General features: G+C 52.8%; 15 protein-coding genes. 5 read left to right on the top strand and 10 right to left on the bottom strand.

All coding sequences use genetic code 11. The annotated features are described in order from the left end of the window. Positions 1 to 14: 14 nt before the first annotated feature. From CWO84_RS00510 to CWO84_RS00475, 8 genes are all read right to left on the bottom strand, one after another. Positions 15 to 641 carry a glutathione S-transferase family protein gene (locus CWO84_RS00510; protein WP_101051471.1) on the bottom strand — a complete coding sequence of 209 codons (627 nt, stop codon included), beginning with the start codon at positions 639 to 641 and terminating at the stop codon, positions 15 to 17. A 135-nt stretch (positions 642 to 776) separates the two neighbouring features. Beyond that, on the bottom strand, positions 777 to 4,739 hold the full coding sequence (locus CWO84_RS00505; protein WP_101051470.1) for a CHASE domain-containing protein: 3,963 nt from the start codon (positions 4,737 to 4,739) through the stop codon (positions 777 to 779). A gap of 186 nt (positions 4,740 to 4,925) precedes the next feature. Continuing rightward, entirely contained in the window at positions 4,926 to 5,975 is a 1,050-nt protein-coding gene (locus CWO84_RS00500) for an NAD(P)-dependent alcohol dehydrogenase (protein ID WP_033158566.1), read from the bottom strand. A gap of 107 nt (positions 5,976 to 6,082) precedes the next feature. After that, positions 6,083 to 6,328: a YfhL family 4Fe-4S dicluster ferredoxin gene (locus CWO84_RS00495; RefSeq protein WP_033158565.1), complete on the bottom strand. Its 246-nt coding sequence runs from the start codon at positions 6,326 to 6,328 to the stop codon at positions 6,083 to 6,085. 2 nt (positions 6,329 to 6,330) lie between these two features. Then, positions 6,331 to 6,816 carry a pantetheine-phosphate adenylyltransferase gene (coaD, locus tag CWO84_RS00490; RefSeq protein ID WP_033158564.1) on the bottom strand — a complete coding sequence of 162 codons (486 nt, stop codon included), beginning with the start codon at positions 6,814 to 6,816 and terminating at the stop codon, positions 6,331 to 6,333. Positions 6,817 to 6,842: 26 nt separating this feature from the next. Continuing rightward, positions 6,843 to 7,427: a 16S rRNA (guanine(966)-N(2))-methyltransferase RsmD gene (gene rsmD, locus CWO84_RS00485; RefSeq protein ID WP_033158563.1), complete on the bottom strand. Its 585-nt coding sequence runs from the start codon at positions 7,425 to 7,427 to the stop codon at positions 6,843 to 6,845. 1 nt (position 7,428) lies between these two features. Then, positions 7,429 to 8,727, bottom strand: a complete 1,299-nt coding sequence (locus tag CWO84_RS00480; RefSeq protein ID WP_033158562.1) for a pitrilysin family protein — start codon at positions 8,725 to 8,727, stop codon at positions 7,429 to 7,431. Next, on the bottom strand, positions 8,717 to 10,087 hold the full coding sequence (locus CWO84_RS00475) for a pitrilysin family protein (RefSeq protein ID WP_101051469.1): 1,371 nt from the start codon (positions 10,085 to 10,087) through the stop codon (positions 8,717 to 8,719). Before CWO84_RS00475 ends, CWO84_RS00480 begins: the two co-directional genes overlap by 11 nt. A 107-nt stretch (positions 10,088 to 10,194) precedes the next feature. Here CWO84_RS00475 and cyoE point away from each other — a divergent pair, with 107 nt between their 5' ends. Further along, the gene (gene cyoE, locus CWO84_RS00470) at positions 10,195 to 11,085 is read left to right on the top strand and encodes a heme o synthase (RefSeq protein ID WP_033158560.1); all 891 of its coding nucleotides are present in this window, start codon (positions 10,195 to 10,197) and stop codon (positions 11,083 to 11,085) included. Further along, positions 11,082 to 12,080 carry a glycosyl transferase family protein gene (locus tag CWO84_RS00465; RefSeq protein WP_033158559.1) on the top strand — a complete coding sequence of 333 codons (999 nt, stop codon included), beginning with the start codon at positions 11,082 to 11,084 and terminating at the stop codon, positions 12,078 to 12,080. Before cyoE ends, CWO84_RS00465 begins: the two co-directional genes overlap by 4 nt. A gap of 28 nt (positions 12,081 to 12,108) precedes the next feature. Here CWO84_RS00465 and CWO84_RS00460 read toward each other — a convergent pair whose 3' ends face one another. Beyond that, positions 12,109 to 12,741, bottom strand: a complete 633-nt coding sequence (locus CWO84_RS00460; RefSeq protein WP_033158558.1) for a PilZ domain-containing protein — start codon at positions 12,739 to 12,741, stop codon at positions 12,109 to 12,111. A gap of 66 nt (positions 12,742 to 12,807) precedes the next feature. On the opposite strand from CWO84_RS00460, the gene CWO84_RS00455 reads away from it, so the two are divergent. The 3 genes from CWO84_RS00455 to CWO84_RS00445 all read left to right on the top strand — a co-directional run bounded on the left by CWO84_RS00455 (position 12,808) and on the right by CWO84_RS00445 (position 15,171). Next, positions 12,808 to 13,398: a lipoprotein gene (locus CWO84_RS00455; RefSeq protein ID WP_033158557.1), complete on the top strand. Its 591-nt coding sequence runs from the start codon at positions 12,808 to 12,810 to the stop codon at positions 13,396 to 13,398. A gap of 36 nt (positions 13,399 to 13,434) precedes the next feature. Further along, positions 13,435 to 13,920, top strand: coding sequence for an FKBP-type peptidyl-prolyl cis-trans isomerase (locus CWO84_RS00450; RefSeq protein WP_033158556.1), 486 nt, complete (start codon positions 13,435 to 13,437; stop codon positions 13,918 to 13,920). Between the two features lie 582 nt (positions 13,921 to 14,502). Further along, on the top strand, positions 14,503 to 15,171 hold the full coding sequence (locus CWO84_RS00445) for a hypothetical protein (RefSeq protein ID WP_051670343.1): 669 nt from the start codon (positions 14,503 to 14,505) through the stop codon (positions 15,169 to 15,171). A 511-nt stretch (positions 15,172 to 15,682) separates the two neighbouring features. Here the strand turns inward: CWO84_RS00445 and CWO84_RS00435 are convergent. After that, entirely contained in the window at positions 15,683 to 16,258 is a 576-nt protein-coding gene (locus tag CWO84_RS00435) for a chemotaxis protein CheD (protein WP_033158609.1), read from the bottom strand. Positions 16,259 to 16,605 lie beyond the last annotated feature (347 nt).

The following is a 16,605-nucleotide window of genomic DNA, read 5'->3' as shown; positions in this document are numbered from 1 at the left end:
TATTATCCAATCGATCAGGCCTGGCGCTGTTGCAAATACGCTTCGTTGAGGCGAATGGCTTGCAGGGCTGCCGGACGGGCGTAGATGCGCGCCACATAATCCTCGAACAGCGGACGTTTCTCGATGCTGCCGAACATCATCCCCCAACCCAGCTGCGAGCCGACATACACGTCCGCGGCGGTAAATTGCTCGCCGCAAATGTAAGGTCCGGGCCGCAGGGCTGTTTCGACGGCGGCTAAGGTCGCTTCGTAACTACCGAAACCGACAAAGCCGCTTTTGCCCTCTGGCACTTGCCAACCCAGCGTTTTGGCGGTAACGGCCTGCTCCAGCGGACCAGCCGCGAAAAACAACCAACGGAAATAGTCGGCCCGCGCGGGATGGTTTGCGGCCGGCAGCAGATTTTTCTGCGGAAAACGGTCGGCCAAATACGCGCAAATGGCGGCAGTTTCCGTGACGAACGCTGTGCCGTGTTTCAGCGCCGGCACCTTGCCCATTGGATTGACAGCCAGATAGTCGGCATTTTTCATCTCGGCGCCGAACGCCAACCAGACCGTTTCGTAAGGCTCGCCGATTTCTTCCAGCATCCAGTGAGCGATGCGCCCACGCGACTGCGGATTGGTATAAAACACCAGATCGTTCATTGTGCGTTCTCCTTGGCGGGAATTTGAACTAAAGGCAATATGGCGGCGGATTTTACACCGATAAACTGGACCGGACTCAGACGATGTTTTGGGACCGGCTGTAGACACTGTTCCATCAGGAACAATGTCGAGCGACTATCCCAACGGTTCCAGTGCAGTCAGTGCTTCGGTCATTATCCGTTTGAATTCGGCATCGTCAGCAGGATTTAAACTGTCCTGCTTGAGTGACAGACAAAATCTCGTCGCGGCCTGCTCCACACGATTTGCCCCCAAGTTAGCGGCAACGCCTTTCAAACCGTGCAGCACGTCTCGCGCCTTTTGCAAATCGCGCTTCTCCAGCAAATCATCCAGCGCTATCAAGGTGCTTGCGGTGCTATTTTTAAAACTACCCAGCAACTCGCTCAAAAAGCTTTCGTCGCCATCCAACAAATCCAGCGTGTTGCTGAAATCAAAACCGGGCAAATCTCGTAAGCAAAACGCTGAAACGTCACGCGCATTTGTAACAGGCCCGTTTACCGAAGCGCCAACCGAACTTCGACCTATCTGCTGGCACAACACCTTAACCAACTGCATCGGTTGAATCGGCTTGACCACAAACTCGTTCATACCGCTGGCCAGGCATTTGTCCCGTTCCTCTTGGGTCACGCCAGCACTCAGCGCGATAATCGGTAGCGATTGATACTCGGGGTTAAGGCGGATCTGTTCGGTAGCGGCCAAACCGCTCATCACCGGCATATGAATATCCATCAGCACTGCATCATAAGCGTGCTCTGCCAGCAAGGCCAAGGCGTCGCGGCCGTTACCGGCAAGATCGACACTAACCCCGCATAAGGCCAAAAATTCCTGCAAAATTTTCTGATTGATAGCATGGTCTTCGGCCACCAGAATACGCATGCCCCGCAATGCGCTACCTTGCTCGGCAAGCGTCTTAGACAAGCCACCGGCCTGGGTGTCGTTATCCGGCCGCGCCGCCGGCAAGTCGGCTTGCTGCGCGCTAACGCCCAGCATTAAGTCAAAACTAAAATTCGAACCCTGCCCCGGCTTACTTTCGACATGAAAATCGCTACCCATTAGTTGCAACAACTTTTGGCTGATGCTCAAGCCCAAGCCTGTACCACCGAAGCGGCGAGTAATCGACGCATCCAACTGACTGAAGGAATGGAACAACTTAGGCAGATCCGCTTCGGGAATACCGATACCGGTATCCATCACACTGAAACGAAGCTTGGCCTGAGCATCCTGCCATTCCAGCAAAGCCACTTGCAATGTGACACTGCCTTGCTCAGTAAACTTAAGCGCATTTCCCACCAGGTTGGAGAGAATCTGCTGCAAACGCAGCGCATCACCCACCAAGCTTAAAGGTACGTGTGGCGCAACGTCTATTTTGATGTCCAAGCATTTTTCCGCAGCGTAAAGGGCAAACAGATTATGCAGGTTATCCAACACGTTATTCAGGTTGAATTCGACCTGTTCGAGTCCCAGTTTACCGGCCTCCATTTTGGAGAAGTCGAGAATATCGTTGAGTACGCCAAGTAAACTGACCGAACTGCTGTAAATCTTTTGCAGATAATCCCTTACCTCAGCGGATACCGGCTTATTCAATGCCAACTGCGACAACCCGATCACCGCGTTCATCGGCGTGCGGATTTCGTGGGACATGTTCGCCAGAAACTCCGATTTGAAGGCCGCCATGCTCTCGGCGGTTTCTTTGGCTTCGATCAAGGCCTGTTCCACCCGCTTCTGTTCGCTTAGATCGCGCACCACGCTTTGTAATACCAGGTGGCCGTCCAGACTAACCCGCGCCAGCGTCACCAAAGCCGGAAAAATACGACCGTCGGCACGCTTATGCAGCCACTCGAATTCCAAGTGGCCGTTTTTGATCGCCGTAGCCATATACTCGTTCGCCAATTCTACCGAATCCCTGCCGTTTGCCTGATTTGGCGGCGAAACTTTACCGGGGTGCAAGCGACAGAACTCGGACACAGCGTCGTAACCAAATAAATCCAAGGTGGCCTGATTACAATCCAGAAATCCGCTGCTATCGGCCATCATGACCGCATCGCTAGCGCTGTTGAACAACTTTCGATACTTCAACTCGCTTTGCCGTAGCACTTCTTTATTGGCTTTGGCTTGGGTGACGTCTTCGGCAATAAACCAAATATAATCCTGATCCTCGGTTCCGGCGACTTTGGTGCCGCTTAGTTGCAACGATACCGGCCGCCCTCTTTTATGGATAAACGTCGCTTCGTCCGAACCATACTGCCCGGTTCTGGCTAACCAACTTAATTGTTCGGCCAAACTCTGCTCTTTATCGGCGGATAAGCTCATGTAATCGAGCCGTTGAAGTTCTTCTTCCGTATACCCGGTCATGCGTTGAAAAGCATGATTGAATTCAACGAATTTGCCGTGCACGTCCAGCAAAGCGATGCCTAAGGGCGACAGCTCGTATAAGTCGCGGAGCTTTTGGCCTTTTTCCGCCAAACGAATATACGCATCCTTTAAACTTGAGTTTGCAGCATCAAGCTGAGCGGTGCGCTGATCGACCAGTGCCGCCACCATAGCCGCCCTGCCGGTGGCGGATAACAAGTACACGCTTAGTAGCATGGTAAACAGCAATCCGCCCAATAACACCAGCCACGGTAACCAGGAGGCATGCGTCGCAATGAATACGGCTTCCGGCTGGACAATCACTTCCAACAAGCGATTGCCAAAACGGATAGAATGCCTGGACTCATTAACACCGGTCGTCAATGCTTTCAGCGCTCCGTATAACGGTATAGCTTGGTTTTCCGCATCGTAATACAGTAGCGCCACGTTCATATCGTCAAGATTTAAGTCTTGCATGGCCGCCTTCACCAAGGAGTCGATACGCACCACTGTAGACAAAAACCCGCTAAACGCCGGCTCCGAACTGTTGGCATTAGCCAGGTATACAGGCATCATCAGCAATAGGGCTTGATTGGCTTGCCCGTCCTGCACCAGTTGAATAGGCCGGGTGACGCTGACTGCTTGGCTGGCCCTGGCTTCCGTCAGCGCTGCTCGGCGATTGGCCTCGGAATTCAAGTCAAAACCCAGCGCCAGCTTATTGGTTGATAAAGGCTCGATAAAGGTAACGGGGAAATACTCGGTACGCTCCTGAGCCTTGATGAACTGGCGATCCGCACCTAGTTCCTTGATCGTAAAATCTTTATATCCTTCGTCGCGGATCGATTGCTCGTAAGACGCCCGCTGTTCGCTGGGGATCTGCGATACCCAGCTCAGTGCTTGAATGTGCGGATTCTGTGCCAGCACGCCATTGGCAAAAACGCCGAATTTATCCCGGTCTACCGGTCCGGCCGCTTGGAAGAAACTATTGAGCGAAAAAGACGCTTTTAACACGGCGGAAAAATTGTCTGCCAAGGCTTTATTAACCGCGCCGGCATTGCTGTCAAATTGCAGTTGCAGCCGACTGTCTTCCGCTCGCAAAACCAATAGAAAAGTAATGATCAGCCCGGCCAACATGGCTACCAGCGGCATAGCCACACCTACCAGCCGGGGACGCCAAAGCGCTCTTGGCTCTGCAAACCAGCAAAAAACCAAAGGCGATATAATGATGGCTCCGAGACAATCGCCTATCCACCAATTCCACCAAGCCACCAAAACATTGGCATCGGTTAAAACACCGAATCCAAGCAAGGTGCTGACCCCGACGGTGGCGGCGATCAAGCAAGTCAAAGGCCCGACTAGTAACACATACCGAAAAATGTTTTTGCCTTTATCCAAACGCGGTACGCCGGTCCCTAGAAAGCGTTGCGACAGCCAAGCACCGGTCAATGCTTGCAATGTGCTGCCGATCGCGATGCCCATCGCGACGAAGACCGTCGGCGGCGTTAATTCGCCGCTTAAATCATATCCTTGCGAGAGATTGGTCAGGAACGAGCCGCACCCTATCGCCGGCCAGATTTTCTTACCCCAGAGCAACACCGCTGCCAGCGCAATGCCGGCCGGCGGCCAAATCGGACTGGCATAGCCTGGCGGTAAGGCTAGGCGCAACCCAGCCCAACCCGCCACGGCAATAATTGCTGTCAGAAAAATAAATCGGTAAAAGCTCAAACGCATTCCTTCTCTGCCCAACAAGCCAAGAAAAGTGAGAGAAGGTGATTATAGGTCAAATGTTTTGCTAGGGATGCGGATAGGCCAAAACCTGGGCCATCCGGCATTGCGAGGACTCATCGCTAATCCAGTTTAGCAACTGGGCTCCCGGCTGCGCGGGAGCGACGATATTTAGGAGCTTGGGATAGTGCGTCAGCCCGGCAGGGTCGCCATATCGATCACAAAGCGGTATTTCACGTCGCTTTTCAACATACGTTGATAGGCGTCATTGATGCCGGCCATCGGAATCAGCTCAATATCGGACACGATGCCGTGCTCTGCGCAGAAATCCAGCATTTCCTGGGTCTCACGGATGCCACCGATCAGCGACCCAGCCAGTGCGCGGCGACGGAATATCAGGTTGCCGACGTTCGGCGAGGGATGCGGCTCGGACGGTACGCCGACCAGGCACATCGTGCCGTCGCGCTTCAACAGGCTTAAATATTGATCCAGATCGTGCTGCGCGGCGACGGTATTTAAAATGAAATCAAAGCTGTTTAAATGCTTTTCCATCTCGTCGGCGTTTTTTGAAATTACTACCTCGCTCGCCCCCAAGCGTTTGGCATCCGCTTCCTTGCCTGGCGATGTCGTAAACAGCACGACTTCCGCGCCAAAGGCATGGGCAAACTTCACGCCCATATGCCCCAGACCGCCCAAACCGACGATGCCAACCTTATGGCCCTTGCCGATTTGCCAATGCCGCAAAGGCGAATAGGTCGTAATACCGGCGCACAGCAGGGGCGCTACCGCCGCCAACTCCAGCTTATCGGACACTTGCAACACAAACCCCTGATCGACCACGATCTGATTCGAGTAGCCGCCGTAAGTCATTTTGCCGGTGTATTTGTCCGGACTGTTGTAAGTGAACACCGTTTGGTCGCAAAACTGTTCCTGATGATCAAGGCAATCGGGACAGACGCCGCAGGAATCCACCATGCAGCCTACCCCGGCCAAATCACCCACCTTAAAATGAGTCACTTGGGAGCCGACTTCCACGACCCGACCGACAATTTCGTGGCCCGGCACTATCGGAAATGTCGTGCCGCGCCATTCGTTGCGTACTTGATGCAAGTCGCTATGGCAAACCCCGCAATACAGAATTTCGATACGCACATCCTCGGAACCGGGTTGCCGGCGTTCGAAATGAAACGAGCGCAGCGGGGTTTGCGGGTTGTAGGCAGCATAGCCAACACTTTTGAGCATATCGATCCCCTAAATTTAGATTGTGCGGTACCGGCGCCAGGGCTCAGCCCGTTGATTGATTTTGTTTGCGTCAGGTGCAAATACGCGCCTGACGCTGCTAACGCATGTCAACTTGTCAGTTTTAAATACTTCTTGTACAGACTGTCCTTGTCCTCGACCAAATCCGGGTCTTTATCGATACAATCCACCGGACAAACTTCCATGCACTGCGGCTTGTCGTGATGACCGACGCACTCGGTGCATAGGGACGGGTTGATCACGTATATATCGTCGCCTTGCGAAATGGCGCCGTTCGGGCACTCCGGTTCGCAGACATCGCAGTTGATACAGTCGTCGCTGATAATGAGCGCCATAATTACTCCTCGGAAAATTTTTCGGTTAAGCGTTGTTTGACCACATCGGGCACGAAGCTGGACACATCGCCGTTCAATTGGGCGATCTCGCGGATCATGCTGGACGAGATAAATTCGTATTGTTCGGCCGGGGTCAGAAACACCGTTTCAATATCGGGCGACAAACGGCGGTTCATGCCGGCCAATTGAAATTCGTATTCAAAATCCGACACTGCACGCAAGCCGCGGATGATGACGCTGGCTTGATGTTGCTTGGCACATTCGACCAACAAGGTGTCGAAGCCAATCACGCGGACGTTGCTGAATTCGGTGACCACTTCCTGAATCAACGCCACGCGCTCTTCCAAGGAAAACAGTGGCTGTTTGCCGCGGCTGACCGCGACGGCAACAATCACATGCCGGTAAAGCCGGGAAGCGCGGTGGATCAAGTCCAGGTGACCATTGGTGATGGGATCGAAGGTGCCGGGATAAATCGCGGTAATGTTCATCGGCTTTGGAAACAGGCAAAAGCGGCTTATTTTAAACCATTCGCCGCGGCAAAAGTATCCGATTGCTTTTGCAGCAGGTGGTAGCTGACTTCGCCGGCCGTCTTGGCTTTCAACAATCGCCAGCCGGCCGGCAGATCATCCAACGGCCGCTTGCGCTCACATTCCAGGTAGATTTTGGCGTAATCGGCCAGCCAGCCTTGGGCGTCCAATAGTCGGCAGGTCTGCCCGATCAAACCTTGCCCAAACGGCGGATCGAGGAACACCAAGTCGAACGGTTGAGCCGGCGCGTTTAGAAATTGCCCAACGTCTTGCTGTACCACCTGAATCTGTGTCGCCGCCAGTTTAGCGATGTTCTCGCGCAGCTTTTGGCAACTGGCAGGGTTATTTTCCACTTGCACCACGTGCTTGGCACCGCGCGAGGCAGCTTCGACGCCCAGCGCGCCGCTACCGGCGTACAAATCCAGGCAACGGCTATTCAGAACATCAGCTTGCAGCCAGTTGAACAAGGTTTCCCGCACCCGCGACGGCGTCGGCCGCAAACCCGGCGCGTCGTCGAATACGATTTGCCGGCTGCGCCATTCGCCGCCGATGATGCGGATTTGGTTAGACATTTTATTTACCGGCACCGACCGTCACGGTTTGCAACAACTCCGGTTTTACCCGGCGCTTGAACGCATCCTTGATTTGCTCGATGCTGACAGCTTCGACATTGCTCTGAAAGGTATCCAGATAGTCCAGCGGCTGCTGATAAAACCCAATCATCGCTACGTAATCGGTCAACTTGCTATTGGTATCGAAGCGCATCGCAAAACCACCTGTGATGTTTTGCTTGGCGGCGGTCAGTTCCTTATCGCTGGGGCCTTTATCGAGAAACTCGTTGAAGGTCTTCAGCAACACATCCAAAGCCTGTTCGGTTTGATCGTTGCGGGTTTGCAAACTCATCATGAACGGCCCCTGCCGGTATAAGGGCGCAAACACGCTATAAGCACCATACGCCAAACCGCGCTTCTCCCGCACTTCTTCAAATAACCTGGACACCATGCTGCCGCCGCCCAAAATATGGTTACCTACATACAAGGCGAAATAGTCCGGGTCCTTACGATAGGTGCCGGGCAAGCCGACCAACACATGGGTTTGCGTGGACGGAAACTCGATGTGCTGTTTGCTGGCTTTATTCGGCATCGTCACCGCCGGAATTTCGGCGGGCTTGCTGCCGACCGGCAATTTGCTCAGTACTTGATTCGCGGTTTGTTCGGCTTGCTCGCGACTGACGTCGCCGACGATGACCACCATCGCGTTGGCCGCCACATAGTATTTTTGATAAAAGCTTTTCAAATCGTCAGCGCTAAAACCGGCCACGGTTTCCACCACGCCGGTCTCGGGATGGGCGTAGGGATGATCGCCGTAAAGCGCTCTATTAAAAGCAAGGCCGGCCAGTTCGCCCGGCGATTCTTCCCGGTGTTTCAAACCGGCCAGCGTGCGGGCTTTTTCCCGTTCAAAATCGGCTTGATTAAAAGCCGGCTTGCTCAATACGGTTTCGAAGGTCGCCAAAGCTTTGTCGAACAAGGCTTTTTCGGTCAAGGTCCGTATTGCCAGCCAGGCCATATCCTCGTTGACACCGGCTGAATAATTGGCGCCTACCGACTCGAAACGCTGGGCGATATCGTCGGCGCTCAAGTCGCCGGCCCCACTATCCAGCAAGGCGGAGGTCAGCGCAGCGACACCGAACTGCGCTTCGTCGCGGGCGCTGCCGGCATCGAATACCACCCGCACATCCACCATCGGCAAACCGGCGGTGCGCACGTAGTAAACCCGGCTGCCTTGCGGGGTTTGCCAGTTTTCGATTTTGGCGGCGGACCAGACGGTCTGGCTCAACAGCAATAGTACCAAGCCGATTAAATTAAAACGCATGATGGCCTCCTATGGCTTTTGCGGGTTTGGCGGCTTGGGTGATGGGTTGCGGGTCGAGATAGGCTACGGTCAGCGTGTCTTCGATCAGGTATTTACGCGCCACTTCCCTGACCTGCTCGGCGGTGACTTGATTGATCTTATCGACATACTCGTCAGCTTTCTGCCAACCGATACCCACGGTTTCCAGCGTGCCCAATTGCATGGCTTGATAGAAGTTGGAATCTTTCTGATACACCGCGCTGGCCAATACTTGCGCCTTGATGCGTTGCAATTCATCCTTGTCGATCAACTGGTTCTTGAGTTGATATACCTCGTCCAGCAAAGCATATTCCAGATCAAATACGGTTTTACCTTCGGCGGGGGTGGCTTCCAACAGGAATATCTCGGGCAAGCGCGAAGTGAGGTCGTAACCCGCACCCGCCGATACCGCGATTTGCTTACCCCTGACCAGACGCGAAGACAAGCGGGCACTATCACCACCGTCCAGCACACCCGCCAGCACTTCCAGCGCGTAGGCCTCCCATTCCGGCTTGGCGGTTTTCAGTACCGGCACTTTATAACCCATCATCAGATAAGGCAGTTTGGCGGGGGCTTTCACGGTGATGCGCCGCACACCTCTCTGTTCGCTTTCATCCTGAGGCTTTACCGGCTTCAACACGCTGGGTTGCAGCGGCGCAAAATATTGCTCCGCCAGCTTTTCAACTTGCTGCGCATCGACATCGCCCACCACCACCAGCGTGGCGTTATTCGGCGCGTACCATTGCTGATACCAGGCTTGCAGGTCTTCGACTTTGTAATTGGCGATGTCGGACGGCCAGCCGATCACCGGATTTTGGTATGGGCTGTTGGTGAAAGCAGTAGCCATGAATTGCTCATGTACTTTCGAACGAGGCTGATCGTCGGTGCGCATGCGCCGTTCTTCGGTGACTACTTCCAGTTCTTTTTTCAGTTCCTCGGCTTTCAAGTCCAGATTGCGCATCCGGTCGCTTTCCAGTTTAAAGCTGATTTCCAGACGGGACTTTTCCAGGGTTTGGAAATAGGCGGTGTAATCCTGACCGGTAAAGGCATTTTCGTTGCCGCCGTTTTCGGCGATGATCCGGGAAAACTCGCCGGCCGGATATTTTGCGGTGCCTTTAAACATCATGTGTTCCAACATGTGCGAGATACCGGTGATGCCGCCGGGCTCGTAACTGGAGCCGACCTTGTACCAGACTTGCGATACTACCACCGGCGAACGATGATCCTCCTTTACCAATAGTTTCAAGCCGTTGCTAAAAACATGTTCGTGTACCTTGCCGGCCTCGGCATGCGCCGCGACAGCAGGGCAAAGCAGCGCTAACGCCGCGAGCCTATAGTTCATAAATCCCTCGTTGACTAAAAGATGGTGAGCGCTTGTGATTATTTTAATAATCAATGGTTCACTGTTATTCTATATGTTTAAAGACCCGCAAATCTATTTGGTACTTGATGACCGACACCACTTCAGCGCTATCCTGGAAAGACTACTTAGAACTCTGTAAGCCCAGAGTCGTGGCATTGATCGTGTTTACCGCCATCGTCGGCATGTTGCTGGCCGTGCCAGGGATGCCGCCGCTGGATAACTTTTTCTACGGCAGCATAGGCATCGCCCTGGCGGCATCCTCGGCAGCGGCGATCAATCATTTCATCGACCAAAAAGCCGATGCGCAAATGGGCCGCACCAAGAATAGACCACTACCCACCGGTCATTTGAACTCTCATCAGGTCTTGGTATTCGCCAGCTTTATCGGCCTTGTAGCGATGGCGATATTGACCATCAAAATCAACGTATTGACCGCCTTTCTGACCTTTTTGTCACTGATCGGCTACGCGCTGATTTATACGGTATACCTTAAAAAATTAACGCCGCAGAATATCGTCATTGGCGGCGCGGCCGGCGCAGCGCCGCCGGTGTTGGGCTGGGCGGCGATCACCGGCGAAGTACATCCGCATGCTTTGCTGTTGTTTTTGATTATCTTCGTTTGGACCCCGCCGCACTTCTGGGCTTTGGCGATCGCTAAGCGAGACGAATACGCCAAAGTTGCCATCCCGATGCTGCCGGTGACGCATGGCGTGGAATTCACCCGCCTACAGATTCTGCTTTACACCATTTTGTTGCTGATTAGTACGCTGCTGCCCTATCTAACCGGCATGAGCGGCGTGATTTATTTACTGGCCGCCGTAGTATTGGGCTTGGGTTTTATCTATTACGCCGTGCAAATGATGCGTAAAAAGGACAATAAAACCGCAATGCGCACCTTCGGCTACTCCATTATTTATCTGATGCTGATTTTCGCAGCATTGCTGATCGATCATTATTTTCCATTGTCATTCTCATGAGCTTGTTGACCCAGGAACATCCGTTCGCGGAATTTATCAAGATACTCGGCAAGGGCAAAAAAGGCGCCCGGCCGCTGACCCAAGACGAAGCCTATCGGGCGATGCAAATGATATTGGCCGACGGCCAGGTCGAGCCGATTCAACTCGGCGCATTTTTGATGCTGATGCGGGTGAAGGAAGAAACCTGCGAAGAGCTGGCCGGCTTCGTGCAAGCCGCACGAGAAAGTTTTGCCTTCGAAGCCAAAGTAGCTGTCGATCTGGACTGGTCGTCTTATGCCGGTAAACGCCGCCATCTGCCTTGGTTTTTATTATCCACCCTGCTGCTGGCCGAGAACGGCATAAAAGTATTCATGCACGGCGCCGGTGGTCATACCGAAGGGCGTTTGTACACTGAAAATGTGCTGCAAGCCTTAGGCATCAAAGCTGCAACCTCGATAACCGAAGCCGGCCAGCAATTGGAGCAAGATAATTTCAGCTATCTGTCGCTGGAATATATTTGCCCAAAACTGTACGACATGATCAATCTGCGACCGGTGATGGGCTTGCGTTCGCCAGTGCATACATTGGTCAGATTGTTGAATCCGTTCGATGCCACGGCCAGCATTCAAGGCATCTTCCATCCCAGCTACCGGCAAGTGCATCAAAAAGCCGCTTTGCTGCTGAATCAGAAAAACATGGCGGTGTTAAAAGGCGAAGGCGGCGAAACCGAGCGCAATCCGGACGTGGAATGCCTGGTACAAAGCGTCAATAACGGCGAACTGAACGACGAGACCTGGCCGGCCCTATTCGAACGCCGGCACATGAAAGCCGAAGACATGGACCCGCAGTTATTGGCGCAATGCTGGCGTGGAGAGCTTAACGACGAATTTGGCGAGGCAACCGTGATAGCGACTGCCGCGGTTGCGTTAAAGCTATTGGGCAAAGCCGATAATCAGGAACAAGCTCAGCAATTGGCGACCGAATTTTGGCAGGCGCGTAACCGGCAACGTTTTTGAGTGGCCGACGACGGTTTAACCCTCAGTTCTAGCCGGCTTCCAGAGGCGGATAGCTAAAGTTTGGAATACCCTTGATATAGTCGCGTTGCAAATGCAGATACTGCAAGCCCATCAGCGTGGAAATATCGTCGTGATCGACCCACACTACCTTAACCTCGCCTTCCAGATTCAAGTGCTTGTAATCGAATTTGGCCACCGTACCGTCCGCCACTTCAATTCTGCCCAGCATGCGTATCATCAAACCGTCCACCGAGACATTTTCGGTATTAAACGCATAATCATTGCCGTTGAAGACAATATGACCGGGCGCGGTCATGTTTTTGCGGTAGGCGCGGCGGCTGTAGAGTAAATTATCGGTATCGTAAGACAAGTTGCGAAACTCGATGGCAATTTCAAATCCGCCCTCGGTAGCTTCGGCGCGCACCATTTCCGCCTCTCCAGCCAAGCGCATGCTCGGCAGATAAAAATCGACTATCGGCGAAACTTGCAAAGCATTAAAAATGTCTTTGATGCCATTGACCTGCGGCTCGACCTTCAGCACTGCCAGCAAGCCGGAAAGCGACAGATTCACGACCCAAATTTCGTGCTCTTCAAAGCCTAAATACAGCAATCCTTGGCTAGCCAGGTTTTTGCGATAGGCGCGTTTTTCGGTTGTTGGCATAATAATCCTTCTGTTTGGCAGGGCTTTTTAAAGGTAAATCCTTTTAGCAATCTAATTTATTGGGATATGAAAAGCAGAATAATTTGTCTGGCTAGTCTAGCCGTTTTATCGGCGTGTACAACCATGCCGCCGAAAAACCCGGAAAATATCTGTCAAATCTTCCGGGAAAAAGACGACTGGTATCAAGCAACCTTAAGCTCCGCGCGGCGCTGGGGCGTCCCCATTGCGGTGCAGATGGCGATCATCCATCAGGAATCCAGCTTCGTCGCCGACGCCCAACCGCCCCGACCATTGATTCTCGGCTTTATCCCTTGGTTTCGTTCCAGCAGCGCTTACGGTTACCCGCAAGCCAAGGACGAAACCTGGGCGGACTATCAGCGAAAAGCCGGCAACGGCTGGGCCGATAGAGAAGATTTTGCCGACAGCTGCGACTTTGTGGCTTGGTATTGCGCCACCAGCAACCGCAAGCTGGGCATCCCCACCTCAGACGCCAACAATCTGTATTTAACCTATCACGAAGGCTTAGGCGGCTATCAGCGCAACAGCTTTTTATCCAAGCAATGGCTGATGAATACCGCGCAAAAAGTCCATCAGCGCGCCTTGCGTTACGACGCGCAACTGGCAAGTTGCCGGCAGGAGCTGGAACAAAAAAACTGATAAACTAGCCGCCCCAATCATCTATCGGGAGTTTTCATGAAATCCACGAAACAACGTGTCATCGCCATTTTAATCGCATTTATTACAGGATTTGCTATGTTCTCACTGGCCAACGCCAACGCCCCCACCCCAGCCGAAAATAAAGCCGCCGGGGAAAAATTTCTGGCCGACAACGCCAAAACCGCCGGCGTGGTAACCACCGCCAGTGGCCTGCAATATGTGGTCTTCACCGAAGGCACCGGCGCCCAACCCAAAGCCACCGACAACGTCACCGTCCATTACAAAGGCACCACCATCGACGGCAAGGAATTCGACAGCTCCTACGGCCGCGGCGAACCCGCCACGTTCCCATTGAACCGCGTTATCGCGGGCTGGACCGAAGGCGTGCAATTGATGAAAGAAGGCGCTAAATACCGTTTCTTTATTCCTTCTAACCTGGCTTATGGTGAGCGTGGTGCTGGAAGGGATATTGGGCCTAATGCGGCATTAATTTTTGATGTTGAGTTGATTAAGGTCAACTGAGTTTGTTTTGTCTTTTTAGCTGATGCTGTGTTAGCTAATTTGAAACTTTATTTGAGGTGTCGCTAACGCGACGGCTTGATTTAATGTCGGGTCTCGGCCCGACAGCCGAGATACTTTCTTTTGCTCCGCCAAAAGAAAGTATCCAAAGAAAAGGCGGCCCGGATGCCGCTTATTCCCTGCGCTTCTCGCTTTTGCCGGGGGTTGCCGAAAGGGGCTTCCTGCCCCTTCGTCAACGCGCCGCATCCCTGCGGCGCCCCTACGGGCTATTCACTCGGTACCTCCCTGTACCTCGCCCTTCGGGTGCTGCGCATGCAAATCGGCTATCCTGCCGATTTGTCCCGCCAAAAGCTCCGGTGCTCGGCGCGGCATACGGGATAACCCCATCCCATAATCCTAGATCAAACCAAGGTACGTCGAGCCTCATCTTTAAGCGTGCTGGAACATTGTTTTTGGCTTGAACAAAATCTGAATCCTTTTTCCAGCTAGACTTCCCCCTAAACTGACATAACATGTATATCACCCGATTCGGGGAGATATACAGAAACTTTCTAATCACTTGTTGGCATTTTTAAAGGAGTATCGATGCATCGTTTCTTTATAACCGCAGCCTTTTTGGCGATGGCTGGCCTAGCCCATTCAGCCGAATCCCCTACGCCACTTGCTCCCGGCTTTACGCTGGAAAAGCATTCTGTCGGTGAGTTATCTGCTTCATGGTGGATGTGGGCAATGTCTAGTCCTGATGAAATAAACCCTGTTAGAGATATTTCGGGCAATAACTGCCATGTTGGCCAACAAGGCAATATATGGTTTCTGGCTGGTGGCTTCGGCTCGTCGAAAATCAAAAGAAATTGCGTAGTTCCTGCGGGAAAGAGCATTTTTTTCCCTGTGGTTAATATGGTTTATTACCCGAGAGAGGAAAATAATGGTTTTACATGCGAGCAGGCCAAAGCAAATGCCGCAGTCAATAACGACAAAGCCATAGACTTATTTGTTGAGCTAGATGGCGTTAGTGTGAAGAACCCTAAGCGCTATAGAGCAAGAACAGAAAAGTGCTTCAATATTTTTGAACGGGTCCCAAAAAAATATCAGCCGATAAATGCGTATCCATCTGCTTCTGATGGGTATTGGATTGGGCTTAGTCCGTTAAACAAAGGGAAGCACACGCTCAAGTTTGGTGGACGGTACAACAGTGAAAGCAGCGCTTTTGGTCGTATGGTGCAAGATATTGAATATGAAATCACCGTTGAATGAAATGCTAACCCGGCGCTCAACCCCGTTCGCTTCGCTCTCTGGACGCTGCGCGATAAAGCCGCGCAGCACGGTAGGTCCGATTAGCGCAGCGTAATCGGACGCATGTTGAATCAAATCTATCAAGCCATGTCCTGCCAAAGAATGCTTGGAATATTTTTCTTTCCTCGGAATACGCTTCGCTATTCGGAGCTACTCCACCACATCCAAAAGTATTGTGAAAGCTTTCGAGCCTGGCAGTGTTTGTCCCCCGTATGCCGCGCCGAGCACCGGAGCTTTTGACGGGATCAGCCCGTAGGGGCGCCGCAGGGATGCGGCGCGTTGACGAAGGGGCAGGAAGCCCCTTTCGGCAACCCCCGTCGAAAGCTTCGGAGCGCGGGGGATAAGCGGCATCCGGGTGGCCTTTTCTTTGGATACTTTCTTTTGGCCAAGCAAAAGAAAGTATCTCGGCTGTCGGGCCGAGACCCGACTTCAAAATCAGCCGTCACGCCAGCGACACAAAAACACAAATCCCCTACGCCAACACCCTAGCAAACAGCCTGTGAGAATATTCCTGCTCCCGCTGCAAAATAGTTTCGTTTTTTATATCCTTGAGTTTTTTCACCAACACCTCCCCCGTTTCCGGAAAGAAATACACCTTGCGGGGATAGATACCGAGCATGTCGTCAGCCAGGACCGGAATATTCCGGCCGGCCAGATAACTGCGTAAAAACTGCGCACTACGCGCGCCGACATTGTTGCGTTGCATGCCGTTAAGAATATTACCGCCGCCAAACACTTTGGCTTCCAACTCGCTCTCTTCCGCACCCATGCCGACCAGGTGCTTGATGAAATTGTCCATGCCGTTACTAGCCATGTTCTCCATGCGTTGATTGAGCGGCTGGTCTTCGTTGACGTTCACCACCATGAATTGATACATGCCGCCTATGCCCCGCCGCCTATCTCGGATACAGGCAATCACGCAGGACCCCAGCACGGTGACAATAAGCTCGCCGGAATTGGTGACACAATATTCGCCGGGAGTGATTTTGCAGGCGCGGATGCGTTGGTGCGGGTCGTAGTAGGTTTCGGAGTATTTTTGCGGATGCATAGCCAGGACCATCTTGAGAGTTGCAGAACATTAATACTTATCAAGCAATAAATCGGCCACTATAAAATTTGGTTTCCACCTCAAATCTTTAGCATTTCAGCGCGCCACCTTGCCGAAGCGATTGTAAACCGCTTCGACAACTATTGATTGATTGGGTATCTGTCTCAGCGCGCCGAGACACAAGCACCCGGGCTATCGACAGTCAGAACGAGCAACGAGCCGGAGTGGTGCGTAGCGCTCGCGATTGGCGCACTTGCTATTATCCCAACCCAAGTCATCACCGGCATATCGTTCGGCAGACCGGGCGAACGATGTCGAATGGAACCGTGGTTTGCAATTTTGCTATA

It is taken from the genome of Methylomonas sp. Kb3 (assembly GCF_002834115.1).
Taxonomy (GTDB): Bacteria; Pseudomonadota; Gammaproteobacteria; order Methylococcales; family Methylomonadaceae; genus Methylomonas; species Methylomonas defluvii.
Note: the sequence above shows the minus strand (reverse complement) of the source record. Positions and strands in the feature narration are given on the sequence as shown.